Origin of the sequence: Bordetella petrii (assembly GCF_000067205.1) — a bacterium.
GTDB lineage: Bacteria > Pseudomonadota > Gammaproteobacteria > Burkholderiales > Burkholderiaceae_B > Bordetella_A > Bordetella_A petrii.
The window spans coordinates 413,467-430,331 of the sequence record NC_010170.1 but is presented as its reverse complement, the minus strand read 5'-3'; the positions used below and the strand labels follow the sequence as shown (position 1 = coordinate 430,331).

General features: G+C 67.6%; 18 protein-coding genes. 7 read left to right on the top strand and 11 right to left on the bottom strand.

The features are described 5' to 3' along the window. Positions 1–60 precede the first annotated feature (60 nt). The 3 genes from BPET_RS01960 to BPET_RS01950 are packed head-to-tail and all read left to right on the top strand — an operon-like array spanning position 61 to position 3,259. On the top strand, positions 61–1,263 hold the full coding sequence (locus tag BPET_RS01960; RefSeq protein WP_041862638.1) for a CaiB/BaiF CoA transferase family protein: 1,203 nt from the start codon (positions 61–63) through the stop codon (positions 1,261–1,263). Beyond that, a complete protein-coding gene (locus BPET_RS01955; RefSeq protein WP_041863398.1) occupies positions 1,263–2,264 on the top strand; it encodes an NADPH:quinone oxidoreductase family protein in 1,002 nt (333 codons plus the stop codon). The genes BPET_RS01960 and BPET_RS01955 overlap by 1 nt, the downstream gene beginning before the upstream one ends. 11 nt (positions 2,265–2,275) lie before the next feature. Then, the gene (locus BPET_RS01950) at positions 2,276–3,259 is read left to right on the top strand and encodes a Bug family tripartite tricarboxylate transporter substrate binding protein (RefSeq protein WP_012247413.1); all 984 of its coding nucleotides are present in this window, start codon (positions 2,276–2,278) and stop codon (positions 3,257–3,259) included. Positions 3,260–3,275: 16 nt separating this feature from the next. Here BPET_RS01950 and BPET_RS01945 read toward each other — a convergent pair whose 3' ends face one another. Together BPET_RS01945 and BPET_RS01940 are read right to left on the bottom strand one after the other, a co-directional pair. Further along, complete coding sequence (locus BPET_RS01945; RefSeq protein ID WP_012247412.1) at positions 3,276–5,096, bottom strand: glycoside hydrolase family 15 protein; 1,821 nt, start codon at positions 5,094–5,096, stop codon at positions 3,276–3,278. Between the two features lie 5 nt (positions 5,097–5,101). Then, positions 5,102–5,920 carry a glucose 1-dehydrogenase gene (locus BPET_RS01940; RefSeq protein ID WP_012247411.1) on the bottom strand — a complete coding sequence of 273 codons (819 nt, stop codon included), beginning with the start codon at positions 5,918–5,920 and terminating at the stop codon, positions 5,102–5,104. A 392-nt stretch (positions 5,921–6,312) separates the two neighbouring features. On the opposite strand from BPET_RS01940, the gene BPET_RS01935 reads away from it, so the two are divergent. Further along, positions 6,313–6,975, top strand: coding sequence for a GntR family transcriptional regulator (locus BPET_RS01935; RefSeq protein ID WP_012247410.1), 663 nt, complete (start codon positions 6,313–6,315; stop codon positions 6,973–6,975). A 4-nt stretch (positions 6,976–6,979) separates the two neighbouring features. Here the strand turns inward: BPET_RS01935 and BPET_RS01930 are convergent, their stop codons facing one another. From BPET_RS01930 to BPET_RS01920, 3 genes are read right to left on the bottom strand one after another with little or no spacing between them, the layout of a single operon-like run. Further along, positions 6,980–7,657 (bottom strand): RraA family protein, encoded by a 678-nt coding sequence (locus BPET_RS01930; protein ID WP_012247409.1) that lies wholly within the window; start codon positions 7,655–7,657, stop codon positions 6,980–6,982. Between the two features lie 30 nt (positions 7,658–7,687). Further along, positions 7,688–8,656, bottom strand: coding sequence for a Bug family tripartite tricarboxylate transporter substrate binding protein (locus BPET_RS01925; RefSeq protein WP_012247408.1), 969 nt, complete (start codon positions 8,654–8,656; stop codon positions 7,688–7,690). 49 nt (positions 8,657–8,705) lie between these two features. Then, complete coding sequence (locus BPET_RS01920; RefSeq protein WP_041862636.1) at positions 8,706–9,590, bottom strand: NAD(P)-dependent oxidoreductase; 885 nt, start codon at positions 9,588–9,590, stop codon at positions 8,706–8,708. A 208-nt stretch (positions 9,591–9,798) separates the two neighbouring features. Between BPET_RS01920 and BPET_RS01915 the strand changes: the two genes are divergently transcribed. The 3 genes from BPET_RS01915 (at position 9,799) to BPET_RS01905 (ending at position 12,527) form a co-directional block, all read left to right on the top strand. After that, positions 9,799–10,737, top strand: a complete 939-nt coding sequence (locus BPET_RS01915; protein ID WP_012247406.1) for a VTT domain-containing protein — start codon at positions 9,799–9,801, stop codon at positions 10,735–10,737. A 4-nt stretch (positions 10,738–10,741) separates the two neighbouring features. Further along, positions 10,742–11,239 carry a GNAT family N-acetyltransferase gene (locus BPET_RS01910; protein ID WP_012247405.1) on the top strand — a complete coding sequence of 166 codons (498 nt, stop codon included), beginning with the start codon at positions 10,742–10,744 and terminating at the stop codon, positions 11,237–11,239. A gap of 61 nt (positions 11,240–11,300) precedes the next feature. After that, entirely contained in the window at positions 11,301–12,527 is a 1,227-nt protein-coding gene (locus tag BPET_RS01905) for an MFS transporter (protein ID WP_012247404.1), read from the top strand. Here the strand turns inward: BPET_RS01905 and BPET_RS01900 are convergent. Genes BPET_RS01900 through BPET_RS01875 form a run of 6 tightly spaced genes read right to left on the bottom strand, consistent with a single transcriptional unit; the run spans position 12,517 to position 16,862 of the window. Beyond that, positions 12,517–13,674 (bottom strand): thiolase, encoded by a 1,158-nt coding sequence (locus BPET_RS01900; protein ID WP_012247403.1) that lies wholly within the window; start codon positions 13,672–13,674, stop codon positions 12,517–12,519. The genes BPET_RS01905 and BPET_RS01900 overlap by 11 nt on opposite strands. Beyond that, positions 13,671–14,072, bottom strand: a complete 402-nt coding sequence (locus tag BPET_RS01895) for a Zn-ribbon domain-containing OB-fold protein (protein ID WP_041862634.1) — start codon at positions 14,070–14,072, stop codon at positions 13,671–13,673. Before BPET_RS01895 ends, BPET_RS01900 begins: the two co-directional genes overlap by 4 nt. Then, positions 14,069–14,536: a MaoC family dehydratase gene (locus BPET_RS01890; protein WP_012247401.1), complete on the bottom strand. Its 468-nt coding sequence runs from the start codon at positions 14,534–14,536 to the stop codon at positions 14,069–14,071. Before BPET_RS01890 ends, BPET_RS01895 begins: the two co-directional genes overlap by 4 nt. Next, entirely contained in the window at positions 14,533–15,513 is a 981-nt protein-coding gene (locus BPET_RS01885) for an NAD(P)H-dependent flavin oxidoreductase (protein WP_151208931.1), read from the bottom strand. The genes BPET_RS01890 and BPET_RS01885 overlap by 4 nt, the downstream gene beginning before the upstream one ends. Position 15,514: 1 nt before the next feature. Next, the gene (locus BPET_RS01880) at positions 15,515–16,198 is read right to left on the bottom strand and encodes a 3-oxoacid CoA-transferase subunit B (protein WP_012247399.1); all 684 of its coding nucleotides are present in this window, start codon (positions 16,196–16,198) and stop codon (positions 15,515–15,517) included. Continuing rightward, complete coding sequence (locus BPET_RS01875) at positions 16,182–16,862, bottom strand: 3-oxoacid CoA-transferase subunit A (protein WP_012247398.1); 681 nt, start codon at positions 16,860–16,862, stop codon at positions 16,182–16,184. Before BPET_RS01875 ends, BPET_RS01880 begins: the two co-directional genes overlap by 17 nt. Between the last annotated feature and the right edge of the window lie 3 nt (positions 16,863–16,865).

Genomic DNA, 16,865 nt, shown 5'->3' with positions numbered 1-16,865 from the left:
TGTCGAACCGGGCGCGGCTGCCTACCATCGGTGGATACACCCACCTTTCTGTTGCAGCCCATGTCCGCATCTCCGTCCGCCATCCCGTCACTGCCTTTCGCCGGCCTGCGCGTTCTGGACATCAGCCAGGGCATCGCGGGCCCCTATTGCGCACAGATCCTGTGGCAGCAAGGCGCCGACGTGGTCAAGGTCGAACCGCCCGATGGCGACTGGGGACGGCACGTGGGCGTGGTGCGGGGCGCGCATAGCGCCCTTTCGATCGCCTACAACGCCGGCAAGCGCGGCCTGTGCCTGGATGCCCGCGCGCCGCGCGGCAAGGCGTTGCTGGGGCAGCTGGCCCGCCGGGCCGACGTCGTGATCCAGAACTTCCGGCCCGGCGTGGCCGCGCGCATTGGCGTCGACTACGCCGAACTGGCTGCCGAGCGCCCCGGACTGGTGTATGTGTCGATCAGCGGCTACGGCCCCACCGGCCCGTATGCCAACGCGCCCGCGTCGGATTCCGTCATGCAGGCCGACAGCGGCCTGATGGCTGCCAACCAGTCGCCCGACGGCGAGCCACGCCGCATCGGCCTGCTGATGGCCGACATCGCCACCGCGCTGTACGCCGCCCAGGCCGTCAGCGCCGCGCTGTACCGCCAGGCGCGCGGCGGCGGCGGCAGCCACGTCGAACTGAGCCTGTTCCAGGCCTGCGCGGCGCTACAGGTCAACGACATCGTGGCCCACGGCATGGCCGGCGAGCGCGTGGCCGGGCCGGTCAGCGCCCCCAACGGCGTGTTCGACACCGCCGACGGGCGCCTGTCGGTGCTGGCCCTGAACAACGACCAGTTCGCGCGGCTGTGCCGCGCCCTCGACCGCCCGCAATGGCTGGCAGACCCCGCGTATGCCGACAACGCCAGCCGCATGGCGCGGCGCGATGCGCTGCACGCCGAACTGGCCGCCCAACTGCGGCAACACCCCACCGATTACTGGACCGAACGGCTGGCGCGCGAAGACGTGCTGCATGCGCGCGTGCGCAACTACGATGACCTGGCCGCACACCCGCAGGCGCGCCATGTAGGCCTGCTGGAACCGCTGGCGCAAGCGGGCGGCGCCCCGCTGCCCTATTCGCGCCTCCCCGGCGTGGCGCACCCCCGTCCGCTGACCGCGGCTCCGGGCATTGGCGAACACTCCACCCAGGTGCTGGCCGACTGGGGCGTGCCGGCAGCCGATATCGACGCACTGCTGCGCGCCGGCGTCGTGCGCCAGGCCGAGCAGCCGGCATGATGCGCGCCCTGCTCTGCGAACGCCACGGGCCCGTGCAGGATGTGACGCTGCGCGACATCGACGATGCTCCCGCACCCGGTCCGCACGAAGTCACCATCGGCATCGACCATGCCAGCGTCAGCCACGCCACCCGCCTGCTGATCGAAGGCAGCTACCAGAGCCGGCCTCCCTTGCCGTTCGTGCCGGGCACCGAGGCCGTCGGCCGCGTGCTCGCCCGCGGTTCGGCGGTCACGCGGTTGGCAGTCGGAGACCGCGTGGTCGCCGTATCGCGCTGGGGTTGCTACGCCCAGCGCCTGACCCTGCCCGAATACACCGTATATCCGTTGCCGGACGGCGTGGAGCCGCTGGCGGCGCTGCCCGTGCCTATTTCTTACGGCACGGCCTACACCGCGCTGCTGTGGCGCGCCGCGCTACAGCCCGGCGACACGGTGCTGGTGCTGGGCGCGGGCTCGGGGGTGGGGTTGGCCGCGGTGGAAATCGCCGCCCTGCTGGGCGCCACCGTGATCGCCTGCGCCAGTACGGCCGCCAAGCGCCAGGCCGCGCTCGATGCCGGCGCCGCCCACGCGCTGGCGGCCGACGACGACCTGGCTGCGCAGGTCAAGTCGCGCACCGGCGGACTGGGCGCCGACATCGTCTTCGACGCCGTGGGCGGCGCGGCGTTCGAGCGCAGCGTGCGCGCGGCCGCCGCCAACGCCCGCATGCTGTCCATCGGCTTCGCCAGCGGCCAGGTTCCCGCCGTGCCGCTGAACCTGCTGCTGGTCAAGAACATCGCCTTGCATGGCTTTTTCTACGGCCGCTACCTGGGCTGGACCCCGGCCGACGAACGCATCGCGCACGCGCCAGCGTTGCAACGCGCCATGCGCACCTTGCTGGACTGGACCCGCGACGGGCGGATCCGGCCTGCTGTCACGGCGGTGTATCCGGCCGCCGATCTCGCCGCCGCCCTGGCCGCGCTGGAAACCCGGCGCGTCATCGGCAAGGTGGCGCTCAAAATAGAATAGGAGACATCCCCATGCTTGCCTTGCCGTACCTCTTGCGCCGCCCCGCGGCCGCCTTCGCCGTGGCCTGCTTGGCCGCCGCGCCGCTGGCCGCCACCGCCGCGGGCGACTTCCCCACCCGCGCGATCACCATGGTCGTGCCCTACCCTCCCGGCGGCCCCACCGACACCGTGTCGCGCCTGGTGGCCGCCGAAATGTCCAAGACCATCGGGCAGAACGTGGTGGTCGAGAACAAGCCCGGAGCCAGTGGCATGATCGGCGCCGATCTGGTCGCACGCGCCGACCCCGACGGCTACACCTTCCTGGCCAATGCCTCACTGCACGTCATCAACCCATACCTGTACAAGTCGATGCGCTACGACGCATTCAAAGACTTCGCACCCATCACCCAGCTGGCCGACGTGCCGCTGGTGCTGGTGGTGCCCGAAAGCTCCAGCGTGCATACCGTGCAAGACCTGGTGAAGCTGGGCAAGACGCGCCCGCTGAACTTCGGCTCGGCGGGGACGGCGTCGGCTCAGCAACTGGCCGGCGAATCGTTCAAGGTGCGCAGCGGCCTGGCCATGCAGCACGTGCCCTACAAGGGCAGCGCGCCGGCCCTGACCGACCTGGTGGGCGGGCAGATCCAGCTGATGTTCGATTCCATGCCCTCGGCCATGCCGTTCATCAAGTCGGGCAAGCTGCGCGCCGTGGCGGTCACCACCACGCGGCGCGTCGACGAACTGCCCGATGTGCCCACCATGGTCGAAGCGGGCTACCCGGGCTTCGACATCAGCACCTGGTATGGCCTGTGGGCGCCGGCCGGCACGCCGCCCGAGATCGTGGCCAAGCTGTCGCAGCATGCAGCCCGCGCGCTCCAGCAACCGGATCTGGTGCGCCAGTACGCCAGCCTGGGCGCCAAGCCGGTGGGCTCCGATCCGCAGACCTTCGCGCGCTTTACCGAAACCGAAGGCAAGAAGTGGCGCGACATCGTCGACGCCGCGCAGATTCAGCCGCAATAACGCCTGCTTGCCGGGCTCATTCGCGCGGCGCGTCGCTCGACGAACGCTGGTTCGCCGGGCCGCCCGCCGCGCTCAGGTTGTAGGCCGTGTTCACCAGCCCGATGTGCGAGAACCCTTGCGGAAAATTACCCACCAGCCGCTTGCGCACCACGTCGTATTCTTCTGCCAGCAGTCCCAGGTCGTTGCGCAGCGCCAGCAGGTGCTCGAACAAGCGCTCGGCGTCGTCGATCCGGCCCTGCATGATGTAGGCATCGGCCAACCAGAAACTGCAGGCCAGGAATACTCCTTCGTCGCCCGGCAAACCGTCGTCGCTATGCTCGGTGCTGTAGCGCAGCAGCAGGCCGTCGCGCAGCAAGTCCCGCTCGATGGCTGCTATCGTGCCCGCCACGCGCGCGTCGCCGGGCGGCAGAAAGCCCACCTGCGGAATCAGCAGCAGGCTGGCGTCCAGCGCCGTGCCGCCGTAATACTGCACGAACGTGTTGCGGTGGGCGTCATAGCCATGCGTGCAGATGTCGCGGCGGATGGTTTCGCTCAGTTTGCGCCAGCACTCCACCGGCCCCTCCAGTCCGAAGCGCTCGCACGACTTGATGGTGCGGTCCAACGCCACCCAGCACATCAGCCTGGAATGCGTAAAGGCCCGGCGCGCGCCGCGCATTTCCCAAATGCCATGGTCGGGCTGGTTCCATAGCTGCTCCAACGGCTTGAGCAGCACTTTCTGCATGCGCCAGGCTTCCGCCAGCGGCGCCAGGTCCGCCATGCGGCCGGCGTGCAGCGTCTCGACCAGCTCGCCGTACACATCCAGCTGCATTTGCCCTGCCGCCCCGTTGCCAATACGCACCGGCGCGCTGCCCTCGTACCCCGGCAGCCAGCCGATCTCGTGCTCGGGCAGCCAACGTTCTCCGGCGATGCCGTACATGATCTGAATCTGGCTGGGGTGGCCGGCCGCCGCGCGCAGCAGCCACTGCCGCCAGGCCTCGGCCTCTTCGCGGTAGCCGGCGTTCAACAGCGCGTACAGCGTCAGCGCCGAATCGCGCAGCCAGCAATGCCGGTAGTCCCAGTTGCGGCTGCCGCCCAGTTGTTCCGGCAACGAGGTCGTGGGCGCGGCCACGATGCCGCCGGTGGGCTGGAACGTCAGCAGCTTCAGCGTAATCAGCGACCGCACCACGGCATCGCGCCGCATGGCCGAGCCGTTTTCCCAGCGGCAGCGCTTGGCCCATTCCTGCCACCACGCAATGGTGCGGTCCATGCTTTCCATGCGGTCGGGCACGAAATGCGGCGTGCGGTGCGAACGGTGGTATGACAGCGTAAAAGGCACGGTCTGGCCTTCTTGCACCGTGAAACAGGCAACGCTTTTCATATCGCGCCCTTCCAGCGGCACGGCCGTATGCAGTTCGACCGCGTCCGGCCCGGCGATGGCGCTCAACCCGTAATCGCGGCGCCGCACCCAGGGCACCGCCTGCCCATAATTGAAGCGCAGCGTCAGCTCCATCTGCATCTCGACGCTGCCCGATTCGCCACGCACGATGCGCACCACGTCGGCGCGCTCGTCGCTGTCGCTCAGCGGCATGAAGTCGTACACGCGCACCGCGCCCGTAGCGGTAGTGTGGCGCGTTTCCAGCACCGCGGTGTCGGGCAGGTAGCGGCGCGTGGTCTGCGCACCCGGCTGCCCTGGCGCCAGCAGCCAGCGGCCATGGCTCTCGTCGCCCAGCAGGGCGGCGAAACACGCGGGAGAATCGAAGTGCGGCAGGCACAGCCAGTCGATCGAGCCGTCGCGCGCCACCAGCGCGGCCGACAGCATATTGCCGATCAAGCCGTAGTCTTCAATGGGCTTGGACATCGCGATCAGCCCGCGCCGCGGAATGCCGGATACAGCGTCATTCCGCCGTCGACGAACAAGGTCGAGCCCGTGACGTAGTCAGAATCGTCGCTGGCCAGCCAGGCCACGGCGCGCGCCACGTCTTCGGGTTCGCCGATGCGCCCATACGGAATCAGCTTGAGCAGCGCCGCCAGGCTTTCCGGGGTGTTCCAGGCCGGCGCATTGATGGGTGTGCGTATCGCCCCGGGCGCCACCGAATTGACGCGGATCTTCATCGGCGCCAGCTCTTGAGCCAATGACTGCATCAACAACGACACGCCGCCTTTCGACGCGGCGTAATTGGCCTGGAATGCCCAGGGAATAACCTCATGCACCGAACTGATGAAGATGATTTTGCCCGCCGCCGCGTCCGGCGGCGGCTTGGGCTGGCGGCCGAGAAACGCGCGCACCGCGGCCCGCGAACACAGGAATTGCCCGGTCAGGTTCACGTCGATGACCCGCTGCCACTGCGCCAGCGTCATGTCCTGGATGGCGGCCGGCTGTTCGATGCCGGCGTTGTTGACCAGGATATCCACGCCCTGAAAGTGGTCCCGGGCGACGCGAAACAGCTGCTCCACGTCGTCTTCGCGGCTGATGTCGGCAGCCGCGGCAACCGCGGCTCCGCCGGCCTGCGCGATGGCGTCCACCACTTCGGCCGCGCGCCGCCTGGAATCTTCTTCCGGGCGATGGTTCACCACTACCCGGGCGCCCGCCGCCGCCAGCTCCAGCGCGACGCCGCGCCCGATACCCGAATTGGCCCCCGTAACCACCGCCACTCGCCCTGACAAATCTGCCACATGCCGCACGCTGCTCTCCTTGCGGCGCGCGGGGCAATGCTGCAGGCAAGGCTCCGAAGGCGCCGCCTGTCGATAGCCAGACTTCAGCTTAGACCCTGACGCGTCCCCCTACAACCGGGGTTCGGTTTCGGGTTGCTGCAAGATTTTTTCGAGTGCAGACGACGCCCGCGCCTTCCGCCGGGCTCGAACCAGCTCGCAAGGAGACACGAAGATGAATATGTCGTTACGCCGCTTGATAGCCTGAGCAGCAATCCCGGCGGCGACTTTCGGGCGGCCCGCTCAGGCAGGCCCTGACGGCGTGGCCCACTTAGCGCCTGCCCGCTACGCGGCCATTGAGCAGACGGCCCGCTCACGTCATAATCGCCGCATCGATAATGAACCTGACGCGGGATTTTGCACTCATGGCTAGCGCGCGTGACCTGGTATACGCGGAACTGCGCCGGCGCCTGATGTCGGGCGCCTTTTTGCCCGGCGAACGGCTGCGCGAAGAACACATCGCCAGCGAGCTGGCCGTCAGCCGCACGCCCGTGCGCAGCGCCATCGAGCGCCTGGTCGAAGACGGCCTGGTGGCGCGCGAGGGGCGGCGCGGCGCGGTGGCCATGGGTTGGCTCGACCGCGACATCAACGAAGCCTTCGACCTGCGCCTGCTGCTCGAACCCTACGCCGCGCGCGCCGCCGCCAGCCGCGCCAGCGCCGACCAGATCGACGAACTCGAACAAATCAACGAACACATGCTGCGCGCGGTGCAATCGGGCGACCCCGACCATGTCGCGCAAGTGCAGCACTACAACAACCGCTTCCACCATGCCCTGCTGGCGGCGGCGCAGTCGGCGCGGGTGCGGTCGCTGGTGGAAAACCTGCTCGACATGCCCATCATCATCGGCTCGTTCTATTTCTACAGCCGCGACGACATGTTGCGCAGCGTCGAACAGCATCGGCAGATCATCGCCGCCCTGCGCGCGCGCGATCCCGACTTCGCCGAGACCGCCATGCGTTTCCATCTGTCGGCCACGCGCCGGCTGTTCCGCGACCAGCGCAAGCCGGCGCCCGAAACCCGCGCCTGACTCTTCAGGCGGCGGCCGGGTCGCAACCCTGTGCGCGCAGGCGGGCATCCACCCACGACGTATCCAGCTTGCCCGCGGCAATCTGCGCCAGGGTCTGCTCCTCGGCCGCGTGCTTGGCCGCGGCCTGCTGGTACAGTTCCTGGGCCTGGTCGTAGGGCACGCACAGCAAGCCGTCTTCATCGCCCAGGATCAGGTCGCCGGGCTCGATGGTCATGCCGTCCAGCGCCACGGTGCGATTGATTTCGCCCGGCCCGTCTTTGTAAGGGCCGCGGTGCGTGACCCCGGCGGCATACACCGGGAACGCGTTGCGCCTGATGGCGCCGGAATCGCGTATGGCGCCGTTGATGACAATGCCTGCGATGCCACGCGTGGCAGCGTACGAGGTCATGATCTCGCCGATGATGGCATTGGTGAGATCGCCGCCCGCGTCCACCACGATCACGTCTCCAGGCGCGGCCAGGTCCAGCGCCTTGTGCACCAGCAGGTTGTCGCCCGGCCGGCACCGCACCGTCAACGCGGGGCCGGCCATCAGCGTGCCATCGTGCATGGGCCGCAGCCGGGCGCCCCCGGCCGCCATGCGCGACATGCAGTCGCTGACATTGGCCACCGGAATGCGGCGAAATTGTTCGACCAGTTCTGCGCTTACCGCGCGCTGGCGGGAGTGAATCGCGAAGCCGATCATGACAGTGCTCCTGAGCGATAAGAAATTGGGTTACTGCCGGGGAATGCCGGCTTCCTGCACGACCTTGCCGAATACGTCGTGATCGATGCGGTGGCGCCTGTTCAGGTCTTGCGGCGATCCCTTCATGACGCTGTAGCCGGCCTGCTGCAGCTTCTGCGCCAGTTCGGGCCGGCCCAGGGCGTGGTTCACGGCGGCGTTCAACGTGGCGACGACGTCATCCGGCGTCTGCCCGGGCGCCATCAAGCCCCACCAGATGGTCTGGTTGATCGTCTTGAAGCCGCTTTCCACAAACGTAGGCACATCGGGCAAGGCCGGCGCGCGCGCGTCGGCCACCACCGCCAGAGCGCGCACCTTGCCGCTGCGGATCTGCGGCAACAGCGAGGCCACCGAGCCGGTGTAAATATCGATGCGCCCGCTCATCAGGTCTGGAAACGCCTGCGACCAGCCGCGATACGGCACGTGCATCAACTCCATGCCGGCGGCCTTGCGCCACAGGTGGCCGATGAGATCGCCGCTGCCGCCGATGCCGGGAATGCCCAGCGACACCTGCCCGGGCTTGGACTTTGCCGCCTGCACGACGTCGTCCACTGTCTTGAAGGGCGAATCCGGCAGCACCACGAACACGCTGGGCGAAGACGCCACCAGCCCCACTGGCTTGAAATCCTTGAACGTGTCATAGCTCAACTTCTTGTACAGCCAGGGGTTGAGCACAATGTTGTCGGTCTGCGCCATGACCAGCGTGCGGCCGTCGGGCTTGGCCCGCGCAGTAGCGTCCAGCGCCAGGTTGCCGCCGGCCCCGGGCTTGTTCTCGACCACGATATTCCAGCCCGTGTCCTGGCCGATGGCGGTGGCCATCATGCGCGTCAGCGTATCGGTGCCGCCGCCGGGCGGGAACGGCGAAATGAAGGTGATGGGCGCCGCGCCCAGGCCGGACGCCCCGGCGGCTGCCGCGCACGACGCCAGCATGGCGGCCGCCATTATTTTCTTCAACACTTGCATTGTCTGCCTCGCATATAAGAATAAGGTGCCGCAACGTCGCGGCAGGAATCTAGTCTTGCCTGGCCAGCGGCGTCAGCCACGCCAGCCGCGCCTGCACGGTGTCGGGCACATCGAGCGGCGCCCCGCCGTGTGCGGCGCGCTCTGCCTCGATGCCTTGCGTCGTGCGCGCGAACAGGCGCTCGACCCCATCGAGCACTAGTGGCTGCAGGCCCGCCAGCGCCAGTTGCTCACGCGCCTCGCGTACTTCGGCCAGGCGACGCGGCGCATGCAGCACATGCGAACACACGAACGAGTCCAGGAACGTCGTCAGCGGTGTGCGGTCCATGTCGCCCAGCACGCCGTACAACGCCTCGCGCAGGCCCAGCTGTTCGGCCGCCACCAGGCATTCCACCGCCAGGCTTTCCATGCCCTTGGTAAGGATGCTGCGCAGCAGCTTGAGCTGCACCGCGTCGCCTGCCTGCCCGGCGATGGCCTGGGCCGGAATGCCGCAGCCCTGCGCGAACTCGACGATGGCCGGCGCGGCGGTGCCGGCGCACAGCAGCGGCGTGCGCGCGCCCAGCAAGGCAATGGCGCCCATGATGGCCACATCCGCGAATGGCACGCCATGGCGGCTTGCCACTGCCGCCGCGGCCCGCATGTCGGCCGCGCCGGCGGTGGTGAAATCGGCGTACAGCGCATCGCCCCACATATGGGGAATGGCCTGCTCCGCCACGGCCAGGGCCGCATGCCCGTATACCGCGGACACCACCAGGTCGGCCTCGGCCAGCCAGGGGCCCGGCGCCGCGTGCAACGCCGCGCCGTGGGCGCGCGCCCGCGCCTGCATGTCGGGATCCTGGCGCAATTCACAAATGGCCGGCACGCTAAAACCCGCTGCCAGCCAGGCCTGCGCGTAGCAATGGCCGACCTCGCCGCAGCCAAGTAGGGCTATCTTCATGGTTAAAAATACACAAAAAATACAGAATGCATATATAACCATGCAAATCCCACCATTAGTTATGCGGGTTATCCCGTGGTTTTAAAAACAAACAAAATACAATTCGGTCTCTCCCGGCGGCCGCACGGGCCAGGTCCGGCGGCGCGCGGTCGGGCGCGCGGCCGGGGCGGGCCTAGAATGCGGGTTTCTCACGCACACGCCCTTTCCGATGCATGACATCCAGACCCTGCTGGCGCTCTATGGCGGGTGGCTCGTTTTCCTGAATGTGCTGGTCGAGCAAGCCGGACTGCCCGTACCCGCCTACCCGATGCTGATCGCCGCGGGCGCACTGGCCGGCGGCACGGGCGGCTGGCTGCTCGTCTGCCTGGTGGCGGCGCTGGCCTGTGTGCTGGCCGACACCGCCTGGTACGTGGCCGGCCGCCGCTACGGCGGGCGGCTGCTGGAGCTCGTGTGCAAGGTTTCGCTGTCGCAGGACTCCTGCATCCGCCAGACGCAGAAACTGTATCTGCGTGTGGGCGTGCGCTCGCTGCTGGTGTGCAAGTTCATGCCGGGCGCGGGCGCGCTGTCCACCGCCATGGCCGGCCTTACCGGCACGCCGTACCGCCGCTTCCTGGCTTACGACCTGGCCGGTTCGCTGATCTGGGTCAGTTCAGCGCTGCTGTTGGGCGCGCTGTTCCGCGACGTCGTGGGCGACGTGCTGGCCCTGCTGAACACCTACGGCCCGCTCGGCCTGGCGTTGCTCGCATTCGTGCTGCTGGTCTATGTGCTGACGCGCGGGCTGCGGCGCTGGGTACTGGTGCGCCGCCTGCGCCGCATTCCGCGCCTGCATCCCGAAGAACTGCTGCGCTGGCAGGCAGCGGGGCGCGCGCCCATCGTGCTGGATGTGCGGCCCGGCATCGACGCCACGCTGCCGCGCATTCCCGGCGCGATCGCCGTCGACCTGGCCGCGCCGCTGACCGACCTGCCGCTGGCCGGGCAAGCGGGCGAAATCGTGGTCTATTGCGCCTGCCCCAACGAGATCTCGGCCGCGCGCCTGGCAGCCCGCCTGCGTGCGGCAGGGTATTCCGGCATCTGGGCGCTGCAGGGGGGATACGACGCCTGGGCGCGGATGGCGCACGAAACGCCCGACCTTTCCGTACCGAAGTAAACACATGCCTTCAACCACGCCCCGCTTCAGGCAAGCCATCCCCTCCGACACCGACCGCTGCTACCAGATCGAAATCTCGGCCTACGAAGGCGACGAGGCGGCAACGCGCGAGAAAATCGCCCTGCGGATCGCCCAATACCCCGAAGGGTTCCTGGTCATGGAACTAGACGGACAGGTGGCGGGTTTCATCAACAGCGGCTGCGCGCGCGAAGTCGTCATGTCGGACGAAGCCTTCAAGGAACTCGTTGGCCACGATGCCAGCGCGCCGAATGTCGTAATCATGTCGGTAGTGCTGGACCCGGCGTTCCAGGGCAAAGGGTATTCCACCCTGCTGATGCGCGAGTTCGTGCAACGCATGCGCGGCATGGGCAAGACCTCCATCCACCTGATGTGCAAACAGCGCCACATCGAGCTGTACCGGCGCCTGGGCTATCGCTATGTCCGGCCTTCCGCGTCGGATCACGGTGGAATGTCGTGGCATGAAATGACCATGGAGGTGTAATCTCGCGGGCGAGCCCCGGGCAGCCCGGCCCGTCGCGCGCATCTTCCTGCCGAGGTATCTCTTGTCGAACGCCGCAGCATCCTTGAACGACCCAGCAACAGAACTGTCGCGGCGCGAACAGCGCGGCAACATCGCCCGCCTCACCATCGCCCAGGCACTGGCCGGCGCGAACTCGGTGGTGGTCTACGCCACCGGGGCCATCATCGGCGACATGCTCGCCCCGAATAAAACCCTTGCCACCCTGCCCATTTCGATCTTCGTGGTCGGCATGGCGGCGTGCATCCTGCCCATGGGCGCCATCGCCCGCCGCTACGGCCGGCGCACGGCGTTCCTGGCGGGCACCGTATGCGGCGTGCTGGTGGGGCTGCTGGCGGCCGCGGCGGTGGTCATGGGTTCGTTCTGGCTGTTCTGCCTGGCCACCTTCTTCGGCGGCGCCTACGCGGCCGTGGTGCTGTCGTTCCGCTTCGCCGCGGCCGACGGCGTGGCGCCTTCGCTGCGCGCCCGCGCCCTGTCATTCGTGATGGGCGGCGGCGTAGTCGCGGGCATTGTGGGGCCCACGCTCGTGACCTACACCATGTACCTCTGGTCGCCGCACCTGTTCGCCGCCACGTTTCTCGTGCAGGCCCTGGTCGCGGCAATATCCGCGGCCGTGCTGGCGGGCGTGCGGCTGCCCACGCTCACCGCCGCCCAGGTGGCCGGAGGCCGGCCTATCGGCGTCATCGCCCGGCAGCCGCTGTTCATCACCGCCGTCATCTGCGGGGCGGTGTCGTACATGCTGATGAACTTCCTGATGACCGCGGCCCCGCTGGCCATGCATTTGTGCGGCCATTCCCAGGAAAGCGCCAACCTGGGCCTGCAGTGGCACGTCATCGCCATGTATGCCCCCAGCTTCTTCACCGGGCGGCTCATCACCCGCTTTGGCGCCGGAAAAATCGTTTCCGCCGGCCTGCTGCTTACCGGCATATCGGCAACGGTGGGCCTTACAGGCATCGACGTGGCGCATTTCTGGCTCACGCTCATCCTGCTGGGCCTGGGCTGGAATTTCGGTTTCGTGGGCGCCTCGGCGCTCGTGCTGGAATGCCACCGGCCCGAAGAAAAAACCCGCGTGCAGTCGCTGAACGACTTCATCGTCTTCGGCACGATGGCGGTGGGATCTTTCGCGTCCGGCAGCCTGCTGGCGGCGTACGACTGGAACACGGTGCTGTGGGTGTCGTTCGCGCCGCTGGCCCTGGCGGTCGTGGCGCTTGTCGTGGCCGCCAGGTATCGCAACGCCGCGGCTAGCAGGTAGACGCCCCTCCCAGTATCACCGTGTACTGCGACGACAGCACGCCGCCGTTGCCGTGCGCCAGCGCGACCTCGGCGCCATCCACCTGGCGCCGGCCGCACTCGCCGCGCAGTTGGCGCACCGCCTCGATCAACAAGAAAATGCCGTACATGCCGGGATGGCAATACGACAGTCCCCCGCCATTGGTGTTCACCGGCAGCGTCCCGCCTGGCGCGATGCGGCCGCCGCTGACAAACGCACCGCCCTCGCCCTTGGCACAGAATCCCAGGTCTTCCAGGAACAGAATCGGATTGATCGTGAACGCGTCGTACAAGCCCACGACATCGATGTCCGACGAGGTCAGGCCGGCCTGGGCATAGGCCATCTCCCCGGATACGCGGGCGCCGGTGTTGACCAGGTCCGGCATGTTGGAAATGGTCAGGTGCGTGGTGCAATGCCCCGAGCCAAGCAAGTACACCGGCGGCTTGGCCAGGCTGCGGGCCCGGGCCGGCGTGGTCACCACCACGGCGCCGCCGCCGTCAGACACCAGGCAGCAATCGCGAATCGTCAACGGGTAGCTGACCATGCGCGAGGCCAGCACTTCCTCGACGGTGAGCGGGTCTTTTTCCCAGGCAACCGGATTGAGCAACGCCCACTGGCGGGCGGCCACCGCCACTTCGGCCAGCTGCTCGCGGGTCGTGCCAAACTCGTGCATGTGGCGCGCCGCGGCCAGGGCATAGGCGGTGGGCGGCAGGAACGGCTTGAACGGCGATTCGTACGGATTCCATTCGGGGCGGCTGGTGTTCTTGCGGCCCAGCGAGCGTTGGGTGCTGCCATAGGCCACGACGGCCACTTTGCACAGGCCCGCCGCCACCGCGGCCTCGGCCCGCGCCAGGTGGCCCATGAACGACGATCCGCCGGTGGAGGTAGAGTCGATATAGGCTTCGGGCAGGTTCAGGTATTCAGCCAGCGCCAGGCCGGCCAGGCGGCTCTGGGAGGTGGCGCAGAACAGCCCGTCCACGTCGCCAATGGACAGCCCGCAGTCGTCCAGCGCGCGGTATACGCCCTGCGCCATCAGGTCGATCGCCGAAAAAGCGTCGCCCACGGCGCCCAGGTCGGATTCCGCGGCGCCCACGATCACCGCGCGGCCGGGTCGAAAATCGATGCTCATTGTTCGGCCTCCAGCAGCGTGAACACGGGAATGGGGTCATCCAGGCCCTCGTCGGTCACGGCCTGGAACCGGACACGCTGGCCGATGGCAACCTGCAGCGGGTCGGCGCCGTCAACACGGCTCATCATGCGAAAGCCTTCGTCCAGGTCGATCAAGGCCACGTTGTAGGGGTCGCCCTTGCGCGGGTAGACCACCGAAGTGCTATAGACCGTGCCGATGCCGGCGCTGATGCGCCATTCCAGGCAGTCCTGGCCCGACCAGGGGCAGCGCACCCGCGGGAAGAACACCGCGCGCCCGGCCACCGGGCTGAACTGATACGCCAGCTCGCCGGCCCTCAGGTGCTGTACGTAGCGCGCGTAGGGCGCGCCATTTCCGGGTTTTTCGTCGGTGTGCATCATTTGCCCTTTTCGTACATCAGGTTCAGGGTCTCGGCGACCATGACCGGCCGCTCCTGTCCTTCCCGGCGCATGACGTTGCCGTAGGTCAGGCGCACGCCGCCTTCCATGCGCTCGAACGCCACCAGGCTGCGCTCCAGGCGAATGCGCGACCCCACCTGCACGGGCGAGGTGAACCGGACCTTGTTGGAACCGTAATTGATGCCACGGCCGCGTTCACGCACCTGCACGATCTCGCCCCCCATGCCCGACATCAGCGAGAACGTCAGCATGCCGTGGGCAATGGTCTTGCCGTCAGGCAGTTCGCGCGCGGCGCGCTCGGTGTCCACATGAATCCAGTTGTTGTCGCCCGAGATGCGGGCGAAGTCGTCGATCATCTGCTGGGTGATTTCGATCCAGCCGGTCTGGCCCAGCACCTGGCCCACATAGGCCTCGAGATCATACGGAGTATCAACAGTCAGCATCATTCAGTCCCGGAAAGAGTAAGAGACGCCAGGCGCCCGGACACGAGCGCATGCGCCTGGTCGACAATGCGGCGCACCAGGTCGCCGCAAGTGGGCACGTCGTCGATCAGGCCCTGGATCATGCCCACGGTCCAGATCCCGCCTTCGACGTCGCCGCTTTCATAAACCCCGCGGCCCTTGGCGCCAGCCACCAGCGGGCCTATCTGGTCGATGCCGGCCCCTTCTTTTTCCAGGCTGACCACCTGGCCGGACAAGCCGTTGCGCCAGACACGGCTGGTGTTGCGCAGACTGCGCAGGATCAGCCGCGTATCGGTCTCGCTCGAGCGCGTGATGGCCTCTTTGATGGCGGGATGCACGGGCGACTCCTGGGTGCACATGAAACGCGTGCCCATATTGATGCCCTCGGCCCCCAGGGCCAGCGCGGCCACCAGCCCCCTGGCATCGCCAAAGCCACCCGAGGCGATGACCGGAATCGACACCTGGGCAACGGTGGCCGGGATCAGGATAAGGCCGGGGATATCGTTTTCGCCGACGTGGCCGGCGCACTCGAAACCGTCGATGGATACGATATCCACGCCAATGTCCTGCGCCTTGCGCGCATGGCGCGGCGTGGTGCATTTGTGAATCACCCGCACCCCCGCCGCCTTCAGCGCCGGCATGTGTTCGTGCGGGTTGTTACCTGCCGTCTCGACGATCTTGACGCCCGATTCGATGATGGCATCCCGATACTCGACGTACGGCACCGGCTTGAGCGTCGGCAGAAAAGTGAGGTTCACGCCGAAGGGACGGTCGGTCATCTCCCGCACGCGAAGAATTTCTCGCCTGAGGTCTTCCGGGCTGGGTTGCGTCAGCGCGGTCAGCACGCCCAGGGCGCCGGCGTTCGAGACGGCGGCGACCAGCTCGGCGCGGGCCACCCACTGCATACCGCCTTGCACGATGGGATGCTCGATGCCGAGCATGCGGGTAACTGCGGTTTGCAACTTATTCTCCTTGTGTTGCGGATTGGCCGTACACCGACCAGTCCGGCGCCAGCGTCAACGCGGCGCCGGTGAGCGCTTGCAGCGCCGGCAGCGTCCATCCCGGCGCCAGGCGCCTGACGACCAGCCCGGTGTCGGTCACGTCGATCACGGCCAGGTCGGTGTAAATGCGGTCGACGCAATGCGGCGCGGTCAATGGATAGGTGCACTGCTCCAGGATGCGAGGCTGCCCGTCTTTCGTGCAGTGCTCCATCAACACCCACACCTTTTCGGCGCCGGCGGCCAGGTCCATGGCGCCGCCCACCCCGGGAATCTGGTTGGGCGCATCCACGGTCCAGTTGGCCAGGTCGCCGTTGGCCGCCACCTGGAAAGCGCCCAGGCAGGCAATCTGGATGTGCCCGCCACGAATCATCAGGAACGATTCGCTGTGGCTGAAGACCGACGCGCCGGGCAGCAGCGTGACTGGAAACTTGCCGGCGTTGATGACGTCGTAGTCTTCTTCGCCCGGCGCCGGGGCTGGCCCCAGGCCAAGCAGGCCCTGCTCGCTTTGCAGCATGAGTTCGCGGCCTTCCGGCACGTAGTCGGCGATCAGGGTGGGCAGGCCGATGCCCAGATTCACGCAGGCGCCGTCCGGAATGTCGTCGGCGGCAACACGTGCAATGTCCTGGCGGCTAAGCTTTGCGCTCATTGGGCACCTCTACTAGACGATCCACAAAAACGCCCGGTGTAATGATGTGTTCCGGGTCGAGCGTGCCCAGCGGCACGATTTCGCGCACCTGCGCGATAACCAGCCGGGCCGCGCCGGCCATTACCGGGTTGTTGATGCGCGCGCCGCGGTGATAGACCAGGTTGCCCCAGCGATCGCCGCGCAGGCCCTTGAGCAGCGCCACGTCGCCCTTGATGGGCGCTTCCAGCACATAGGTCTGCCCGTCGATGACGCGGGTTTCCTTGCCTTGCGCCAGGCGCGTGCCCGCCGCGGTGCGCGTGAAAAAACCGCCAATGCCCGCCGCGCCGGCGCGAATGCGCTCGGCCAGCGTGCCCTGGGGGACCAGTTCGAGTTCGATCTTGCCAGTGGCATACAGCTCGTCGAAAATCGTGCGGCCCTTCAGGCCGCGCGGAAACGAGCACACCACCTTGCGGATCCGGCCGGCGCTCATGAGTTCCGCGACGATGTCGTCGCCCACGGTGGCGTTGTTGGCCACGATGGTCAGGTCCCGGACGCCAAGATCCAGCAGCGCCTCCATCAGGTCGGCCGGCCGGCCCGAAGAACCGAAGCCGCCCACCAGGATGACCGCGCCATCCTCGATGCCGGCCACCGCCTCGGCTAATGAACTTACACGCTTGTCAATCACAGC